General features: G+C 73.0%; 2 protein-coding genes. Both read left to right on the forward strand.

The features are described 5' to 3' along the window. Positions 1-257 precede the first annotated feature (257 nt). A complete protein-coding gene (locus AC0HI0_RS18140) occupies positions 258-2,006 on the forward strand; it encodes a non-ribosomal peptide synthetase (RefSeq protein ID WP_480933558.1) in 1,749 nt (582 codons plus the stop codon). Next, entirely contained in the window at positions 2,006-18,313 is a 16,308-nt protein-coding gene (locus tag AC0HI0_RS18145; protein ID WP_480934321.1) for an amino acid adenylation domain-containing protein, read from the forward strand. Before AC0HI0_RS18140 ends, AC0HI0_RS18145 begins: the two co-directional genes overlap by 1 nt. The last annotated feature ends 281 nt before the right edge of the window (positions 18,314-18,594 follow it).

Below are 18,594 nucleotides of genomic sequence, written 5' to 3' on the forward strand. Positions count from 1 at the left end.
GCGGGCGACCTTCGAACCGGAGGTCGGGCTCCGCCAAGAGAAGTCCAAGGTCCACACAAGGCGGGGCGATGACGATCTCCAGGATTCTGCGCCCTGGAGGAGCCGACGTGCGCGACGACAGCGATCGCCGACCGGGAGAGTCCATGACGGGTACTCCCGACCGGCGATTCACCGAAGGATCCACCACCGACTCTTCGACCGCTTCGACGACCGGGCCCGAGTGGGATTCGGCGGGGGTCTTCCCCGGGCCGGATGTCGTGGAGTTGGTCGAACGCCGGGCGGCGGTGTCGCCGGATGCCGTGGCGGTGGTCGTCGACGACGTCGAACTCACCTACGCGCAGTTGACTTCCCGGGTCGGGAGGTTGGCGGCGGTGCTGGGCGACCGCGGCGTGGGCGCGGAGACGTTGGTGGGTCTGGCCCTGCCCCGCTCGGCGGACCTGGTCGTCGGCCTGCTGGGCATCCTGTCGGCGGGCGGCACCTACGTGCCGATCGATCCGAGGTACCCCAGCGCCCGGCTGGCCTTCATCCTCGCCGACGCCCGCCCCGAGCTGATCCTGACCAGCACCGACGCCGCGGGTGCCCTCCCCGCGACGGATACGCCGACGCTGCTGGTGGACGGGAACGGTCCCGGTCCCGGCACGGCCGGAGCACGGGCGAGGCCGACCGCACCGGATCCCGCACGGGCGGCGTACGTCATGTACACGTCGGGTTCGACCGGCACCCCGAAAGGCGTGATCATCACCCACCGCGACGTGGTGAACGGGATCTCGCACCTGGCCGGGATCGTCGGCATCGGCCCGGGTTCGAGAGTGCTGGCAGGCGCATCGGTCAACTTCGACGTCTCCGTGTTCGAGATCATCGCGACGCTCGCCGCCGGCGGAACCGTCGAGGTGGTGCGCGACATCACGGTGATCAGCGAACGCGGCGGCTGGTCCGGCGGTGTGATCAGCACCGTGCCCTCGGTCTTCGCCGAACTGCTCGACCAGGTCGGCGCGAAGATCCACGCGGACACCGTGGTATTCGCGGGCGAAGCCCTACCCGCCTGGCTGGTCGACCGCGTCCGCGGTGCGATCCCCGACGCCCGGGTGATCAACGCCTACGGCCAGACCGAATCGTTCTACGCCACCACGTTCACCGCACACGACACGTGGACCGGCACCGCGGGCGCACCCATCGGCACTCCCCTGCCGACCATGCGCGCCTACGTCCTCGGGCCCGGCCTGCGGCCCACCCCGCCCGGCGTCGTCGGAGAGCTGTACGTCGGCGGCCACCTCGCCCGCGGCTACCACCGCAGGCCCGGACTCACCGCGGAGCGGTTCGTCCCCGATCCCAACGGGCCGACCGGCGCCCGCATGTACCGCACCGGCGACCTCGCCCGCTGGAACGTCCACGGACAGCTGGAGTACGCGGGCCGCGAGGACGCCCAGACCAAGATCCGCGGATTCCGCGTCGAGCCCGCCGAAGTCGAAGCCGTGCTCACCGCCCACCCCGGCATCGCCCACGCCGTCGTCACCGCACGCACCCACCACGACCGCACCCGGCTCATCGGCTATGTCGTCCCCACCGGCGGCGACGAGCTGGGCGACCTCCGGGAGTACGCCTCGGGTCGGTTGCCGGACTTCATGGTGCCGTCGGCGTTCGTGACGCTGGATCGGCTTCCGCTGGCCCCCAACGGAAAGCTCGACCACGCAGCGCTGCCGGAACCGGGTTCCGGGGTGCGCGACCACGTATCCCCCGTCACCGAACAAGAGCAGCGGCTGTGCGCGCTGATCGCCGAGCTGCTCCAGGTCGAGCGGGTCGGGTTGAGCGACAACTTCCGCGCGCTGGGCGGCGACTCGCTCCTGGCCACCCGCCTCGCCAACCGGATCGGCAAGGAGATCGGGGTCCAGGTGCTCATCCGCGAGGTCTACGAGTCCGCGGACATCGCCGAACTGGCGCACACGGTGAAGAACGCACGACCTGCGGACCAGCCGCGTCTGCGCAGGATGAACAGGAGCGCCACGTGATGATCCCGCTGTCCTTCGCGCAGCGACGCCTGTGGTTCATCGACAGGTTCGAGGGCCCGTCCGCGCTGTACAACGTGCCGTTCCTGGTTCGGCTCACGGGTGAGCTGGACACCCAGGCGCTCACCGCCTCGGTGCGCGACCTGGTGGCGCGGCACGAGAGCCTGCGCACGCTCATCGTGGTGGACGGCGACGGTGTCCCCGCCCAGCAGGTGCTCCCGGTCGAGCAGGTGCGCCTCGACGTCCCGCTGGTCGAGGTGCCCGCCGACGGGCTCGACGACGCGGTGCGCGAGGCGTCCGGGGCCACGTTCCGGCTGTCCGAGGAGATCCCGGTCAGCGCCACCGTGTTCCGCACCGGTGCCCGGGAACACCACCTGCTGCTCCTGGTCCACCACATCGCCGCCGATGGCGAGTCCATCGGGCCGCTGGCGCGCGACCTGGCCGCGGCCTACACCGCGCGGCTCCTCGGCGCGGCGCCGGACTGGCCGGAACTGCCCGTCCAGTACGTCGACTACACGCTGTGGCAGCGCGAGCTGCTCGGGGCCGAGGACGATCCCGACAGCGTCCTGTCGCACCAGCTCGACCACTGGCGCGCCGCGCTGTCCGGCCTGCCGCAGCCCGTGCGCCTGCCGACCGACCGGCCCCGCCCCGCCGTGGCCGGCCGCCGCGGTGACGTCGTCGACGGCGTCCTCGACGGGGACCTGCTCGCCCGGGTCGAGGAGCTGGCCGAACGCGCCGGGGTGTCCACCCCCATGGTGCTCCAGGCAGCCCTCTCCGTCCTGCTGCAGCACCTCGGTGCGGGCGACGACGTCGCGATCGGTTCGACCGTCGCGGGCCGTCGCGACACCGATCTCGCCGATCTCGTCGGCTTCTTCGTCAACACGTGGGTCCTGCGCACCGACCTGTCGGGCACCCCGTCGTTCCACCAGGTCCTCGACCAGGTGCGGGATCGGGCGCTGGCCGCCTACGACAACCAGGACGCGCCCTTCGAACGGCTCGTGGAGGCGCTCAACCCCGAGCGCTCCACCGCCTACCACCCGCTGTTCCAGGTCATGTTCAGCTGGTCGACCGGAGCCAGGGTCCGGTTCGAGCTGCCGGGTGGCCTGCACGCCGACTTCGCGCCGCTGTGGACCTCGGTGGCCAAGTTCGACCTGGAGTTCACCTGTCTCGACGACCCGACCGAACCGGGGCTCTCGATCCACCTGGAGTACGCGACCGACCTGTTCGACCGGTCCACGGCCGAGCAGGTGCTGGCTCGGCTCCTCCGCCTCGTCGAGCAGTTGGTCGGCACGCCGACCCGGGCCGTCGCGCTGTCGGACGTGCTGCTGACGGGTGAGCGCGAGCTGGTGCTGGGCTCCTCCCGCTCGGACGACGAGCGCTCCGCGTCGAACGTCCCGGCGTTGTTCGAGCGCCGGGTGGCGACGTCGCCGGACGCGGTGGCGGTGGTGTGCGACGACGTCGAGCTGACCTACGCCGAGCTGGCGGCGCGCGTCGCGCGGTTGGCGCAGGAGCTGGTCGATCGCGGCGTCGGCGCGGAAACGCTGGTGGGCCTGGCGTTGCCGAGGTCGGTCGACCTGGTGGTGGGCCTGCTCGGGGTGTTGGCCGCGGGTGGCGCCTACGTGCCGATCGATCCGCGGTATCCGAGTGCGCGGCTGGCGCTCGTCCTCGCCGATTCCCGCCCGGAGCTGATCCTGACGACCGCCGATTCCGCGGGCGTGCTGTCGGCGGCGGATGCGCCGACGCTCCGGATCGAGGACGTCGATCCGGGCGCGGCCGGGTCGGGGGCGCGGCCGGTCCCGCCCGACCCCGCGCACGCGGCGTACGTGATGTACACGTCCGGTTCGAGCGGCACCCCGAAGGGTGTGGTCGTCACCCACCGGGACGTCGTGAACGGGGTGTCGCGCCTGGCCGAGGTCGTCGGCATCGGCCCGGGGACGAGGACGCTGGCGGGCGCTTCGGTCAACTTCGACGTGTCGGTGTTCGAGATCGTCACGACCCTGGCCGCCGGGGGAACCGTCGAGGTCGTGCGTGACGTCGCGGTGATCGGCGAGCGCGGTGGCTGGTCCGGCGGGGTGATCAGCTCGGTGCCGTCGGTGTTCGCCGAGCTGCTGGACCAGATGGGCGCGAAGATCCAGGCCGACGCCGTGGTCTTCGCCGGTGAGGCGTTGCCCGCCTGGTTGGTCCGGCGGGTGCGCGAGGCGATTCCCGGGGCGCGGGTGATCAACGCCTACGGTCAGACCGAGTCGTTCTACGCCACCGCGTTCACCGCCGACGACGACTGGGCGGGCACCGCGGGTGCGCCGATCGGTGCGGCACTGGGGCACATGCGCACCTACGTGCTGGGGCCCGGTCTGCAACCGGTGCCACCGGGCGTCGTCGGTGAGTTGTACGTGGCCGGGCACGTGGCGCGCGGCTACCTCGGCAAGCAGGCGCTCACCGCCGAACGGTTCGTCGCCGACCCCTACGGGCGGGCAGGCGCGCGGATGTACCGCACCGGCGACATGGCCCGCTGGGGCGCGGACGGGCAGTTGGAGTACGTCGGCCGCGACGACTCCCAGCTCAAGATCCGCGGGTTCCGCATCGAACCCGGCGAGGTCGAAGCCGTGCTGACCGACCACCCGGCCGTCGCGCAGGCCGTCGTGACGGCCCGCACCCACCACGACCGGACCCACCTGGTCGGCTACGTGGTCCCGACCGACCGGTGGGACGCCGGGCTCGGCACCGTGGACACCCTGAGCGACCTGAACGTCGACCTGACCGCGACGGTCTCCACGCGCGACCTGCGCAGGTTCGCCTCCTCCAGGCTGCCCGAGTTCATGGTGCCGTCCGTGTTCGTCATGCTCGACCGGTTCCCGTTGGCCCCCAACGGGAAGCTCGACTACGCCGCACTTCCGCGACCGGACTACGGCGGCACCGCCTACCGCGCCCCGCACACCCCGGCCGAAGAGGTGCTCGCCGACGTCTACGCCGACGTCCTCGGCCTGCCCGACGTCGGCGTCGACGACGACTTCTTCGCCGTCGGCGGTGACAGCATCCGCTCGATCCAGGTCGTTGCCCGGGCAAGGGCCCGCGGCGTCGTGGTCACCCCGCGACAGATCTTCGAGTGCCGCACCGTGGCCGAACTCGCCCGGTCCGCCGAACTCGGCGAGCAGGCGGACCCGATCCTCGCGGAGCCGGCGGACGGCGGCACCGGGTTCATGCCGCTGCTGCCCATCGGCCGCTACCTCATGTCGTTGGGCAGCGGGGTCGGCACCGGGATCGACCGGTTCACCATGACGATGACGGTCGACCTGCCGGCGGGCCTGCGGCGGGACGGGCTCGTCGCGACGCTCTCGGCGGTCTTCGACCGGCACGACATCCTGCGCGCCCGGCTGGTCACCGGCGTCGAGGTCGGGCTGGAGGTGGCCGGGCCCGGCACGATGGACGTGGACGCGCTCGTCCGGCGCGTCGTGAGCGACGGCAGCTGGGGCGAGACCTGGCGGCGGCAGGCGGCCACGGAGCTTGAGGACGCGGTGCGCCACCTGGACCTCGCGGGCGGTGTACTGGCACGGTTCGTGTGGTTCGACGCGGGCACCGACACGCCTGGGCGGCTGAGCATCGTGCTGCACCACTTCGCCGTCGACGGGGTGTCCTGGCGCCTCCTGCTGCCCGATCTCGCCGCCGCCTGGCAACAGGTCCGCGACGGGCGGACCCCGAAGTTGCCCGAGGTCACGACCTCCGTCCGGCGCTGGGCGCGGGGAGTCGTCGAGGCCGCGACCACGGAGCGGGCGGCCGAACTCCCGCTGTGGCGGCGCATCGTGTCCGGCCCCGACCCGGACCTCGGCCCGGTCCCGTTCGATCCGGCCGTGCACACCATGGCCACGGTCGAGCACGTCGAGTTCGAACTGCCGACCGGGATCACCCGGGCACTGCTGACCACCCTGCCCGCCACCTTCCGCTGCGGGGTCGACGACGGTCTGCTGACCGCGCTGGCGCTGGCCCTCGCGACCTGGCGGAAGCGGCGCGGCGTCCGCGAGTCCTCGGCGCTGGTCCGCCTGGAGGGCCACGGCCGGGAGGACGCCGTCGTTCCCGGCGCCGACCTCTCGCGCACCGTGGGCTGGTTCACCAGCATGTACCCGGTCCGCCTCGACGTGGCCGGAATCGACCTGGATCGGGCCCTCGCGGGCGATGCGGCCGCCGGAGCGGCGGTCAAGGCCGTCAAGGAGCAGCTGCGCGCCATTCCGGACAAGGGCGTCGGCTACGGCATGTTGCGCTACCTCAACCCCGAGACCGAAGCGGTCCTCCAGGAGTTGCCCGACGGGCAGATCACCTTCAACTACCTCGGCCGCTACACCGGTGCCGCCAACATGCCCGACGAGCTGCGCGGCCTGGGTTTCGCCCAGGTCGAGGGCACCACCATGCTCGTACCCGGGCTGGACGGGGACATGCGGGCCCTGGCCACCCTGGCGCTCACCGCGTACGTCACGGACACCGACGACGGCCCGCGCCTCGACGCCCGACTCGAGTTCCCGTCCGGTCTGCTGACCGGTGCCGACGTCCAGGAGCTGGCCGACCTGTGGCGCACCGCATTGCACGGTCTGGCGCGGCATTCCGCACAACGGGGCGCGGGCGGGCTCACGCCCTCGGACGTGCCGCTGGTCACCGTGCGCCAGGACGAACTCGACCGCTGGAAGGAGCAGCACCCGCGGTTGACCGACATCTGGCCGTTGACCGCGATGCAACGCGGGCTGCTGTTCCACACCGAGCTGGCCGGTGCGGCGTTCGACGCTTATCAGATGCAGCTCGTCTTCCACCTGGAAGGTGCCGTCGAGCCGCAGCGGATGCGCGCGGCCGGACAGGCGTTGCTCGACCGCCATCCCAACCTGCGGGCGGCGTTCGTCCTCGACGACGCCGGCGACCGGGTCCAGATCATCCAGGACGGCGTCGAACTGCCGTGGCGCGAGCTGGATCTCCGCCCGCTCGCGCAGGACGGGCGCGCGGACCGGCGGGACCGGTGCCTCGCGGAGGACCGCGCACCCTTCGACCTGGCCACCGCCCCGCTGGTGCGCATGTCGCTGATCAACTTCGCGGCCGACGAGTGGGATCTGGTCCTCACGACGCACCACGTCCTCTTCGACGGGTGGTCGGTGCCCCTGCTCATGCAGGACCTGCTCCGCCTGTACGGCTCCGCCGGGGACGCCACGGCCCTGCGCCGGGTGCGCCCCTACCGCGACTTCCTCGCCTGGCTCGCCACCCGGGACCGCGAAGCGACCACCCGCGCCTGGGCCGGGGAACTGGACGGCGTCGACGAGCCCACGCTCCTCGTGCCCGGCGCCTCCGCACCGGAGGGCGAACCCGCCGGGGTCGGCCAGGTGGAGGTGCCGCTCACCGCGGAGCGGTCCCGCGCGCTCTCCCGACGCGCGAGCGAGCTGGGCCTGACCCTCAACACCCTGGTCCAGGGGGCGTGGGCGGTGCTGCTCGCAGGTCTCACCGGGCGTCGGGACGTCCTGTTCGGCGCGACCGTGTCCGGGCGTCCGCCCCAGGTGGCGGGCGTCGACGAGATGGTCGGCATGTTCATCCACACCCTGCCGGTCCGCGTGCGGTGCACCCCCGGCCAGTCGCTCGGCGCGATCCTCGGCGACCTCCAGCAGCGGCAGAGCGCGCTGCTCGACCACCACCACCACGGCCTGCTCGACCTGCACCAGGCCACGGGACTGCGCACGCTGTTCGACACCCTGGTGGTCTTCGAGTCCTACCCGATCGACGGCGTCGGGCTGGCCGACGCGTACACCGCTGCCGGGATCCGCGTGTCCGGGATCAGCCCGCTCAGCAGCACGCACTACCCGCTGGTCGTGATGGCCTTCGCCGAGCCGCACCTGAAGCTCAGCCTCCAGTACCAGCACCACCTGCTCGACGCGGAGCAGACGGACGCCATCGCCCGGCGCCTCGGCCGGGTCCTCGCCCAGCTGGCCGACGACCCGTGGGTCCAGCTCGACGCCGTGGACCTGCTGGAGCCCGAGGAACGCACCAGGTTCCTGGTCGAGGTCAACGACACCGCCGCCGAAGTGCCCAAGCTGACCATCCCCGGCCTGTTCGAGCGGCAAGTGGCGAAGACGCCGGACACGATCGCGGTGCGGTGCGGCGCCATCACCCACACCTACGCGGAGCTGGACGCCCGCGCCAACCGGCTCGCCGACGCGCTGGCCGGGCACGGCGTGGGTCCGGAGACCGTGGTCGGCCTGGCGTTGCCGCGCTCGGCCGACCTGGTCACCGGCATCCTCGCCATCCTGAAGGCCGGTGGTGCCTACCTGCCGATCGACCCGGCGTACCCCGGCGCGCGCCTGGGCCACATCCTCGCCGGCGCCCGGCCACTGCTGGTCCTCACCGACGCGGGCACCGTCGAGGCGCTCCCCGGGACGGACGTCCCGGTCCTGCTCCTCGACGAGCTGGATCTCGCGACCGCCGACCCGGCGGAGCCGTCGAACGCCGGGCCGTCGAACGCGCTCCGACCGCAGCAGGCCGCGTACGTGATGTTCACGTCCGGCTCCACCGGCGCCCCGAAGGGGGTCGTCGTCAGCCACGCCAACGTGGTCAACGGGGTGACGTGGCTCGCCGAGCGGGTCGGCGTGGCGGCGGGCACCGAGGTGTTCGCGGCCGCGTCGATCAACTTCGACGTCTCCGTCTTCGAGATCGTCACGCCGCTGGCGCAGGGCGGCACCGTCGAGATCGCGCGGGACGCGCTCGTGCTCGCCGAGCGCGAGACCGTGTCGGCCGGTGTGATCAGCACGGTGCCGTCGGTGTTCGCCGAGCTGGGCGAGCGGGCGGCGGCCATCTCCGGGCTGACCACCGTCGTCTTCGCCGGTGAGGCGCTGCCCGGCACGCTCGTGAACCGCATCCGCGCGGTCCTGCCGGACGTTCGCGTCATCAACGCCTACGGGCAGACGGAGTCGTTCTACGCCACCACGTTCGCCGTCCCGACCGGGCAGGCCGGGAGCGGTGTCCCGATCGGGACACCGCTCGGGAACATGCGCGCCTACGTCCTGGGGCCGGGCCTCGCGCCGGTGCCGCCGGGGGTGGCGGGCGAGCTGTACGTCGCGGGGAACATCGCCCGCGGCTACCACGACCAGCCCGCGCTGACCGCCGAGCGGTTCGTCGCCGACCCGTTCGGACCGGCCGGGGCGCGCGCGTACCGCACCGGCGATCTGGCCCGCTGGACCGCCGACGGGCAGCTTGAGTACCTCGGCCGGGACGACGACCAGGTCAAGATCCGCGGCATCCGCGTCGAGCCGGCCGAGATCGAGCGCGCGCTGGCCGCGCACCCCGAGGTCGCCGAGTCCGTGGTCGTCGTGCGGGACGCCGGGGGCGCGGCGGACCACGCGGAGGCCAAGCAGCTGGTCGCCTACGTCGTGGTGCGCTCGGCCGACGAAGCGGTGGCGGGCTCGTTGCGCGGCTACCTCCAGGAACGCCTGCCCGCGCACCTGGTGCCCGCCGCCGTGGTCACCGTCGACGCCATGCCGCTGGCCGCCAACGGCAAGCTGGACCGCGCGGCGCTGCCCGCACCGGTCTTCGGCGGGGCGGCCGTCAAGGCCCCGCGCACCGCTCAGGAAGAGCTGCTGTGCGAGCTGTTCGCCGAGACGCTCGGCGTGCACCGGGTCGGCATCGACGACGACTTCTTCGCCCTCGGCGGGCACTCGATCCTGGCGACCAGGCTCGTCAACCGCATCCGCGTCGCCCTGCGCGTCGAGGTGGAGCTGCGGGCCGTGTTCACCAGCCCCACCGTGGCCGGGCTCGTGCGGCACCTGGACGTCGCCCCGGGCACGCGGGCTCCGCTGGTTCCGGTGGCGCCGCGACCGGACCGGCTCCCGCTGTCGTTCGCCCAGCAGCGGCTGTGGTTCCTGCACGAGTTCGAGGGCCGCGCGCCGACCTACAACATGCCGATCATCCTGCGGCTGTCCGGCCGGCTGGACGTCCGGGCCCTCGACGAGTCGGTGCACGACGTCGTCACCCGGCACGAGATCCTGCGCACGGTCTACCGGGAGGAGGACGGCCGCCCCTACCAGCACGTCCTCGCGCCGGAGGAGGCCCGCGTCGACCTGACGCCGCGGCCGGTGGACGGGGAGGCGGGTCTGGCCGAGGCGGTCGCCGCGGCGGCCCGCCACCCCTTCGACATCACCGCCGAGATTCCGCTGAAAGCGGTCCTGCTCGGCGTCGGCCCGGATGAGCACGTCCTCGTCCTGGTGCTCCACCACATCGCGGCGGACGGCTGGTCCGCGACACCGCTGGCCAAGGACCTGGCCACGGCCTACGCGGCCCGGGTCCGCGACGAGCCGCCGCGATGGGCGCCGTTGCCGTTGCAGTACGCCGACTACGCCCAGTGGCAGCGTGCCCTCCTCGGCGGCGGCGACGATCCGGGCAGCCTGTTCGGCAAGCAGTACCGCTACTGGTCGAAGCAACTGGCCCGACTCCCGGAGACGGTCACCGTCCCCGGCGACCGGCCGCGCCCGACCGAACTCGACCGCAGCGGGGACCTGCTCCGGTTCACCCTGCCCGCGACGCTGCACCGGGGGGTCGCCGACCTCGCCAGGAGCACCGGCACCACGCCGTTCATGGTGCTGCAGACCACGATGGCCGCGCTGCTGACCCGGCTCGGCGTCGGCACCGACATCGCCCTCGGCAGTGGTATCGCGGGCCGCGTCGACGAGAACCTCAACGACCTGATCGGCCTGTTCGTCAACGTGCAGGTGATGCGGACCGACACCTCGGGCGACCCGACCTTCGCCGAGCTGCTCGGCCAGGTGCGCCGGACCAGCCTGGCCGCGTACACCCACCAGGACATCCCGTTCGAGGCCCTGGTGGAGAAGCTCAACCCGGCGCGGTCGGCGTCGGCCAACCCCCTGTTCCAGGTCGCCCTGGTGCTGCAGAACACCGAGGACATCGACTTCACGCTGCCGGGGCTGCGGGTCGTCGGCGACGGTGTCGGCACCGGAACGTCCCGCTACGACCTCACCCTGAGCCTGAGCGAGACCTTCGCGGACCGCACCACGCCGGCGGGGATCCAGATCGCCGCCGAGTACTCCACCGTGCTGTTCGACGCGGCCACGATCGAGACGCTGATCGCCCGCTGGGAACGGCTCCTCACCGCCGCGATCGCGGACCCCGCGCAGCGCATCGGCGACGCCGACCTGCTCACCGCCGACGAGCACGGGCGGCTGCGCGCCGCCGAGCACGCGACCGGACCGGCGGTGCCGGTGTCCACCTTCCCCCGGCTGTTCCGGGAGCGGCTGCGGCAGGCTCCGTACGCGCCCGCCGTGGAGTCGGTCGATCAAGCCTGGTCGTACGAGGAGCTGAACGCACGGGCGAACCGGATCGCGCACTGGCTGATCGCCCGGGGCATCGGACCCGAGCAGTCGGTGGGGGTGGCCGTGCCGCGCGGCGCGGACCAGGTCGCGATGGCACTGGGCACGCTCAAGGCGGGCGCCGCCTACCTGCCCGTCGACCTGGACTACCCGGCCGACCGCGTCCGGTTCATGCTCGCCGACGCCGCCCCGGCCGTTCTGCTCACCACGTCGGGCGCCGAACTCCCGACGGACCTGACCACCGAGGTGGTGGCGGTCGACGCCCCCGAGGTGCGGTCGGCCTGGCAGGAGCACCCGGTCGCGGACCCGGCCCGGGACCCGCACCCCGACCACCCGGCGTACGTCATCTACACCTCCGGTTCGACCGGGCTGCCCAAGGGCGTCACCGTGACCCACGCGGGCGTGGCGGCGCTCAGCCACACCACGCGGGACCGCCTCGCGCTGACCCCGGACTCCCGGGTCCTCCAGGTCGCGGCGCCCAGCTTCGACGCGGCGTTCTGGGAGCTGGTGCAGGCCCTCACCACTGGCGCGAGCCTCGTGGTGCCGCCCGAACAGCGCGTGCTCGGCGACGACCTGGTCCGCACCCTGGCCGAACGCCGGATCACCCACGTCATGCTGCCGCCCAGCGTGCTCGCCGCGCTCCCGGAGGACGCCCCGCGCGCCCTGACCGAGCTGCGCACCGTCACTGTCGGCGGCGAGGTGTGCCCGCCCGCACTGGTCGCCGCGTGGTCTCCGGGACGTCGCTTCGTCAACGCCTACGGGCCCACCGAGACCACCGTGTGCGGCGCCGTCAGCGCCCCCCTCACCGGCAACCACACGCCGATCGGCACGGCCGTGGCAGGCAACCGGTTGCGGGTGCTCGACGAGCGACTCGCCCCCGTCCCGCCGGGCATCCCGGGCGAGCTGTACATCTCGGGTCCGAGCCTGGCTCGCGGCTACCTCAACCGCTCCGCGCTCACGGCGGCACGCTTCGTCGCCGACCCCCTCGGCCCCGTGGGCAGCCGGATGTACCGCACCGGCGACATCGTCCGGCAGGGCGCCGACGGGCAGCTCCACTACCTCAGCCGCAGCGACGACCAGGTCAAGATCAACGGGATGCGCATCGAGCCCGGCGAGATCGCGGCCACGCTGGACGGCCACCCGGACGTCGCCCAGTCGGTCGTCACCGTCCGCGAGACGGCGACCGGCGACCGGCGCCTGGTCGGCTACGTGGTGCCCGCGACGGCCGGCGGGCTCGACGCGGACGCGCTGCGCACCTTCCTCGCCGGGAAGCTGCCGGACTTCATGACGCCCGCGCTGTTCGTGCCCCTGGAAAGCCTGCCGCTGACCGCGAACGGAAAGCTCGACAAGGCCGCGCTGCCCGAGCCGGACACCACCGGCAGCACCTACCGCGCGCCCCGCACCGACGCGGAGCAGCGGCTCGCCGCCGTCTACGCCGAGATCCTCGGCCGGGACCGGGTCGGCGTCGACGACGACTTCTTCGCGCTCGGCGGCGACAGCATCCGCTCCATCCAGGTCGTCTCCCGCGCCCGCGCGCAGGGCATCCGGTTCACGCCGCGACTGATGTTCAAGCACCGGACCGTGGCCGCGCTCGCGGCAGCCGCGACGGTCGGCGACCGCGGCGGACCGCGCCGCCGCGAGCCCGCGGGCGGCGGCATCGGCTGGATGCCGCTGATGCCGGTGATGCGGCAGATGAGCGACCACGTCGGCGACCTCGACGGGTTCGTCATGTCCATGGTGGTCGACCTGCCCGCCGGGATCGACGAGACCGGTCTGGTGGCGACCTTGGCGGCGGTCGTGGACCACCACGACATGCTGCGGTCGCGCTTGCTGGTCCGCGCCGGGGAGCCCGGCCTGTCCACCGCCGAACCGGGCGCGGTCGACGTGGCCGCACTCGTCCGCCACCGGCCCTGCCCGGGCGACTGGGACGATCCCGAGTGGCGGCGGCAGGCGAAGGCGGAGGTCGCCGCCGCCGCTCGCGAGCTGGACGCGGCAGCGGGCCACGTGGCGCGCTTCATCTGGTGCGACCCGGGCCCGCACAGCTCCGGCCGGCTCGTGCTCGTCCTGCACCACCTCGTGGTCGACAGCGTCTCCTGGCGGATCCTCCTGCCCGATCTCGCCGAAGCCTGGGCCCGGGTCCGGGCGGGCCGCACGCCGCAGCTCGCCGAGGTGCCCACCACGATGCGCCGCTGGGCGCACGCGCTGGTCGAGGCAGCGGCGGCACCGGAGCGGGTGGCCGAACTCGCCATGTGGCGCAACGTGCTGGAAGGCCCCGATCCGCTGCTGGGCGCGCGTGCCCTCGACCCGGCCGTCGACGTGCGCGCCACCATCGACACCGTGCACGTCGACCTGGATCCACAGGTCACCGACGCGCTCGTCACGACGCTGCCCGCCGCCTTCCACAGCGGGGTCGACGAAGGCCTGCTCACGGCACTGGCCCTCGCCGTGACCGCGTGGCGGAGGTCGCGGGGCGTCGACGAGCCCTCGGCCCTGATCCGCCGGGAAGGGCACGGCCGGGAAGAGGCCGCGGTGCCCGTAACCGACACCACCCGCACGGTCGGCTGGTTCACCAGCGTCCACCCGGTCCGGCTGGACGTCGGCGGCCTGGACCTCGACGACGCCATCGCGGGCGGTCGCCACGCGGGAAGCGCCGTCAAGGCGGTCAAGGAGCAGCTCCACCCCATCCCGGACAAGGGCATCGGCTACGGCCTGCTGCGCTTCCTCAACCCGGCGACCGCCGCGGACCTCACGGCGACCGGGGACGGCCAGGTCCAGTTCAACTACCTGGGCCGGTTCGGCTCGGGCGGCCCGGCCACCCCGTCCACGGGCTGGACGATCTCCACCGACCTGGACGAACTCACGGTGGAGCCGACCACGCCCGCGCTGGCCGCACTGGACATCACCGCCTACACCGTCGACGGCCCGCAGGGGGCGCGGCTCAGCGCCGGGATCGCCTACCCCACCGGGCTGTTCACCCGCGCGGAGGTGCAGGAGTTCGCGGACCTGTGGCGGGCCGCCCTGGAAGGGCTGGCCAGGCACACCACGGCACCCGCCGCGGGCGGGCTGACCCCCTCCGACGTGCCGCTGGTCCGGGCGCGTCAGCGAGACCTGGACACGTGGGAGGAGCGCTACCCGGGCGTCACGGACGTCTGGCCGTTGACGTCGATGCAGTCCGGCCTGCTGTTCGAAAGCCAACTGGCGGGCGCCGACTTCGACGCCTACCAGGTGCAACTGACGTTCCACCTCACGGGGCACGTGGAGCCGGAACGGATGCGCGCGGCCGGTCAGGCCGTGCTCGACCGCTACGACAGCCTCCGCACCGCGTTCGTCGCCACGTCCGCCGGCGACCAGGTGCAGGTGCTGCTGGAGCGGGTCGAGCTGCCCTGGCAGTTCCTCGACTGGGGTGACCTGCCCGAGGCGGACCAGGAAGCGGCCCTGCGGGAGTTCCTCGCCGCGGACCAGTCCACCCACTTCGACCTGGCCGCTCCGCCGATGCTGCGGCTGACCTTGGTCAAGCGGGCGGCCGGGCGGCACGAGCTGGTGCTCACCGTCCACCACATCGTCTACGACGGCTGGTCCGGCGGCATCGTGCTGGCCGACCTGCTGCGCTTCTACACCACCCCCGGGGACGCCGGGCGGCTCAGCCGGGCGCGCCCGTACCGCGAGTTCCTCGACTGGATGTCCCGCCAGGACCGGGCGCGAGCGGCCGGGGCGTGGGCGGCCGAGCTGTCCGGTGTGGACGAGCCGACCCTGGTGGCACCGCAGGCGCGGTCGCAGACCACCGGCCGGTCGGTGCCCGTGCCCATCGACCTCGACCAGGACGTGGCGCGGCTGTTGGCGCAGCGCGCGGCCCAGCTCGGCATCACCCTCAACACCCTGGTCCAGGGGGCGTGGGCGATGCTCCTGGCAGGCCAGACCGGGCGACAGGACGTGGTGTTCGGCGCGACCGTCTCCGGCAGGCCGCCCCAGGTGACGGGCGTGGAGGAGATGGTGGGCCTGTTCATCAACACCCTGCCCGTCCGAGTGGTCATGACGCCCGGACAGCGGATCGCCGAGCTGTTGCCGGAACTCCAGGAGCGTCAGGCGGCGCTGATGGACCACCACCACTTCGCGCTCACCGATGTCCACCAGGCCACCGGTGTCGGGACGCTCTTCGACTCGGTGGTGGTGTTCGAGTCCTACCCGGCCGATGTCGACGGGATCAACGCGATGCAGCGCAGGTCGGGAGTCGCGATCACGGGTATCGAGGGCACCGCGAACGTGCACTACCCGCTCGCGCTGCTCGCCGAGGCGGACCCGGATCTGCGGCTGACCCTGGGGTACCACGACCACGTGTTCGACGCGGGCACCGCGCACCGGCTCGCGGAGCGCCTGCGCCGGATCCTGCACCACATCGCGGACGATCCGCAGCTGCCCGTCCGCTCGGTCGACGTCGTGTCACCGGCCGAGCGGGAGCAGTTGCTGACCGGCTTCAACAGCTTCGCCGCGGACTTCCCCGAGGGCGCCATCGCCGAGCTGTTCGAGCGGCGGGCGAGCCTGATCCCGGATGCCGTCGCGGTGGACTTCGGGACCGGCACGCTCACCTACCGGGAACTCGACGAGCAGGCCAACCGACTGGCCAGGGTCCTCGTGGCGCGGGGTGTGGTCCAGGAGTCGGTGGTCGGGCTCGCGCTGCGGCGGACGCCCGAGCACGTCGTCGCCGCGGTCGCCGTGATGAAGGCGGGCGGCCTCTACCTCCCCGTCGACTCGGACTTCCCGGCGGAGCGGCTCGCCCACATCCTGGCCGACGCCGGGCCCGCGGTGCTGGTGACCACCGAGGCGATCGCGGCGGAGCTGCCGGGGATCAGCTGCCCGCTCCTGGTCGTGGACGAGCCCGGCACCGCGCACGAGATCGCCGCCGCCCCGGCGGAGCCGCTCGCGGCGACCCGGGCCGTGCAGCCGGACCAACTCGCCTACGTGATGTACACCTCCGGGTCGACCGGCCGCCCGAAGGGGGTGGCCATCACCCAGCAGGCCGTGGTGATCCTCGTCGCCGACCGGGTCTTCGACGGGAGCCACCACGAGCGCGTGCTCATGCACAACACCCAGGCCTTCGACACCTCCACCTACGAGCTGTGGGTTCCGCTGCTGCGCGGCGGCACCATCGTCATCTCGCCGCCCGGACGACTGGACCCGGCCGGTGTCGCGCTCCAGATCGCCGAACGCGGGGTGACCGGTCTCGCCATGACGGCGGGTCTGTTCATGGCGTTCGCCGATGAGCGGCCCGAGGCGTTCGCGGGAGCGCACCAGGTGTGGACCGCGGGCGACGTGGTGAGCCCGTCCGCCGTGGAGCGGGTGCTCGGCGCGTGCCCGGGTCTGTCGGTCGTGAACGGCTACGGCCCGACCGAGACCACCGCGGCCACCTCCTACTACGCGATGACCGACACCGTGCGCCTCGGCGAGCTGGTCCCGATCGGGCACCCGATGGACAACACGCGCCTGTACGTGCTGGACGCGGCGCTGCGACCGGTGCCGGTGGGGGTCGCCGGCGAGCTGTACACCGGCGGGGACCGGCTGGCCCGGGGCTACCTGGGTCGCAACGACCTGACCGCCGAGCGGTTCGTGGCCAACCCCTTCGGCGAGCCCGGTGAGCGCATGTACCGCACCGGTGACGTGGTGAGCTGGACCGAGGACGGCCTGCTGCACTTCCACGGCCGGGCCGACAACCAGGTCAAGATCCGAGGCTATCGGGTCGAACCGGGCGAGGTCGAGGCGGTGCTGGCCACCCACCCCGGCGTCGCGCAGGCCGTGGTGGTCGCGCGGGACAGTACGGCAGGCAAGCGGTTGGTCGCGTACATCACCTCCGCCGACGACACCGGACCGACCGTGGACGAGCTGCGTGCCTTCGTCGCCGCGCAGTTGCCCGACCACATGGTGCCGTCCGCGTTCGGAGTCCTGGAGCAGATGCCGCTGGGCGCCACCGGCAAGGTGGACCGCGCCGCGCTGCCCGCGCCGGAGTTCACCAGCAGCGCCGCCTACCGCGCCCCGCGAACCGTGCGGGAGGAGTTGCTGGCGGCGGTGTACGCACAGCTCCTCGGCGTCGAGCGGGTCGGCATCGACGACAACTTCTTCGACCTCGGCGGGCATTCCCTGCTCGCCACGAAGGTCATCAGCCGGATCCGCACCGTGCTGAGCGTCGAGGTGCCGATCCGCATGGTGTTCCAGGCACCGACCGTGGCCGAACTGGCCGCACACCTGTCCGGCGACTCCGCCGCCACCGGCGACACCGACCCGTTCGGCGTGGTGCTCCCGCTCCGGACCGGGGGCCGCAAGGCACCGGTGTGGTTCATCCACCCCGGCTTCGGACTGTGCTGGTCCTACCTCGGCATGGCCGGCCGGCTCGGCGACCGGCCGGTGTACGGCATCCAGGCCCGCGGCTTCGACGGAGCCCCGCTGCCGACGAGCTTCGCCGCCATGGTCGCCGACTACACCGAGCAGATCCTGGCCGTGCAGCCCAGCGGCCCCTTCCAGCTCGCGGGGCACTCCCTCGGCGGACCCATCGCCCAGGCGATCGGCGCCGAACTCCAGCGCCGGGGACACGAGGTCCCGCTCGTGGTGCTGATGGACGCGGTGCCGAGCAGTTGGTTCGCGGCGCGGGCGGAGGCGCACCTCGATCGAACCGAGACGCGCGACTTCCTGGACGGCTACCTGCCGGGCGCCGCGGATGACGAGGTCCGCCGGACCATCGTCGAGAACGGCGCCACCGTCATGGTCGAGCACAGCCGGATGGTCAAGGAGTTCGCGCAGCCCACCTACCGCGGCACCGCGCTGTTCTTCAACGCGACCCAGAGCCCCGAGGCGCAACCCGAACTGTGGCAGCCCCACGTCGACGGTGACCTGATCGCGTACGACATCGACGCGGCGCACTTCGGCTTGACCGATCCGTTGCCCGCGGCCGGCATGTGCGCGATCATCGCCGGTCACCTCCGGGACTAGAGCCTGCCCTCGAAGTGGTGTCGGTTGGTCCGGTTCGATCTCGGGTTGTGGTGCGCGGGCGTGGGTTGGCCGACGGGCGGTGGCGGGTGGTCGAGTCGCTTCTTCCCGTCTCCGGGGGTGAAGGTCCGTCCTCGGTGGACGGTCCGCACGCGTTTGCGGCGATGGTCCCGGAACGGCGCCCCGTCCTCGTCGGCGGCCCGGCGACCGGGTCCGGGACGGCCGGCGACCAGGCCCAGCACGGTGCTCGCGGGCAAGGGCCGCGCCACCCGCTCCACCCGCGC

The organism is Saccharothrix sp. NBAS 001, assembly GCF_056640475.1.

Bases quoted from the DNA above. Each gene is read 5' to 3' on its own strand.
- AC0HI0_RS18145 (WP_480934321.1), top strand. From the start codon at position 2,006: ATGATCCCGCTGTCCTTCGCGCAGCGACGCCTGTGGTTCATCGACAGG.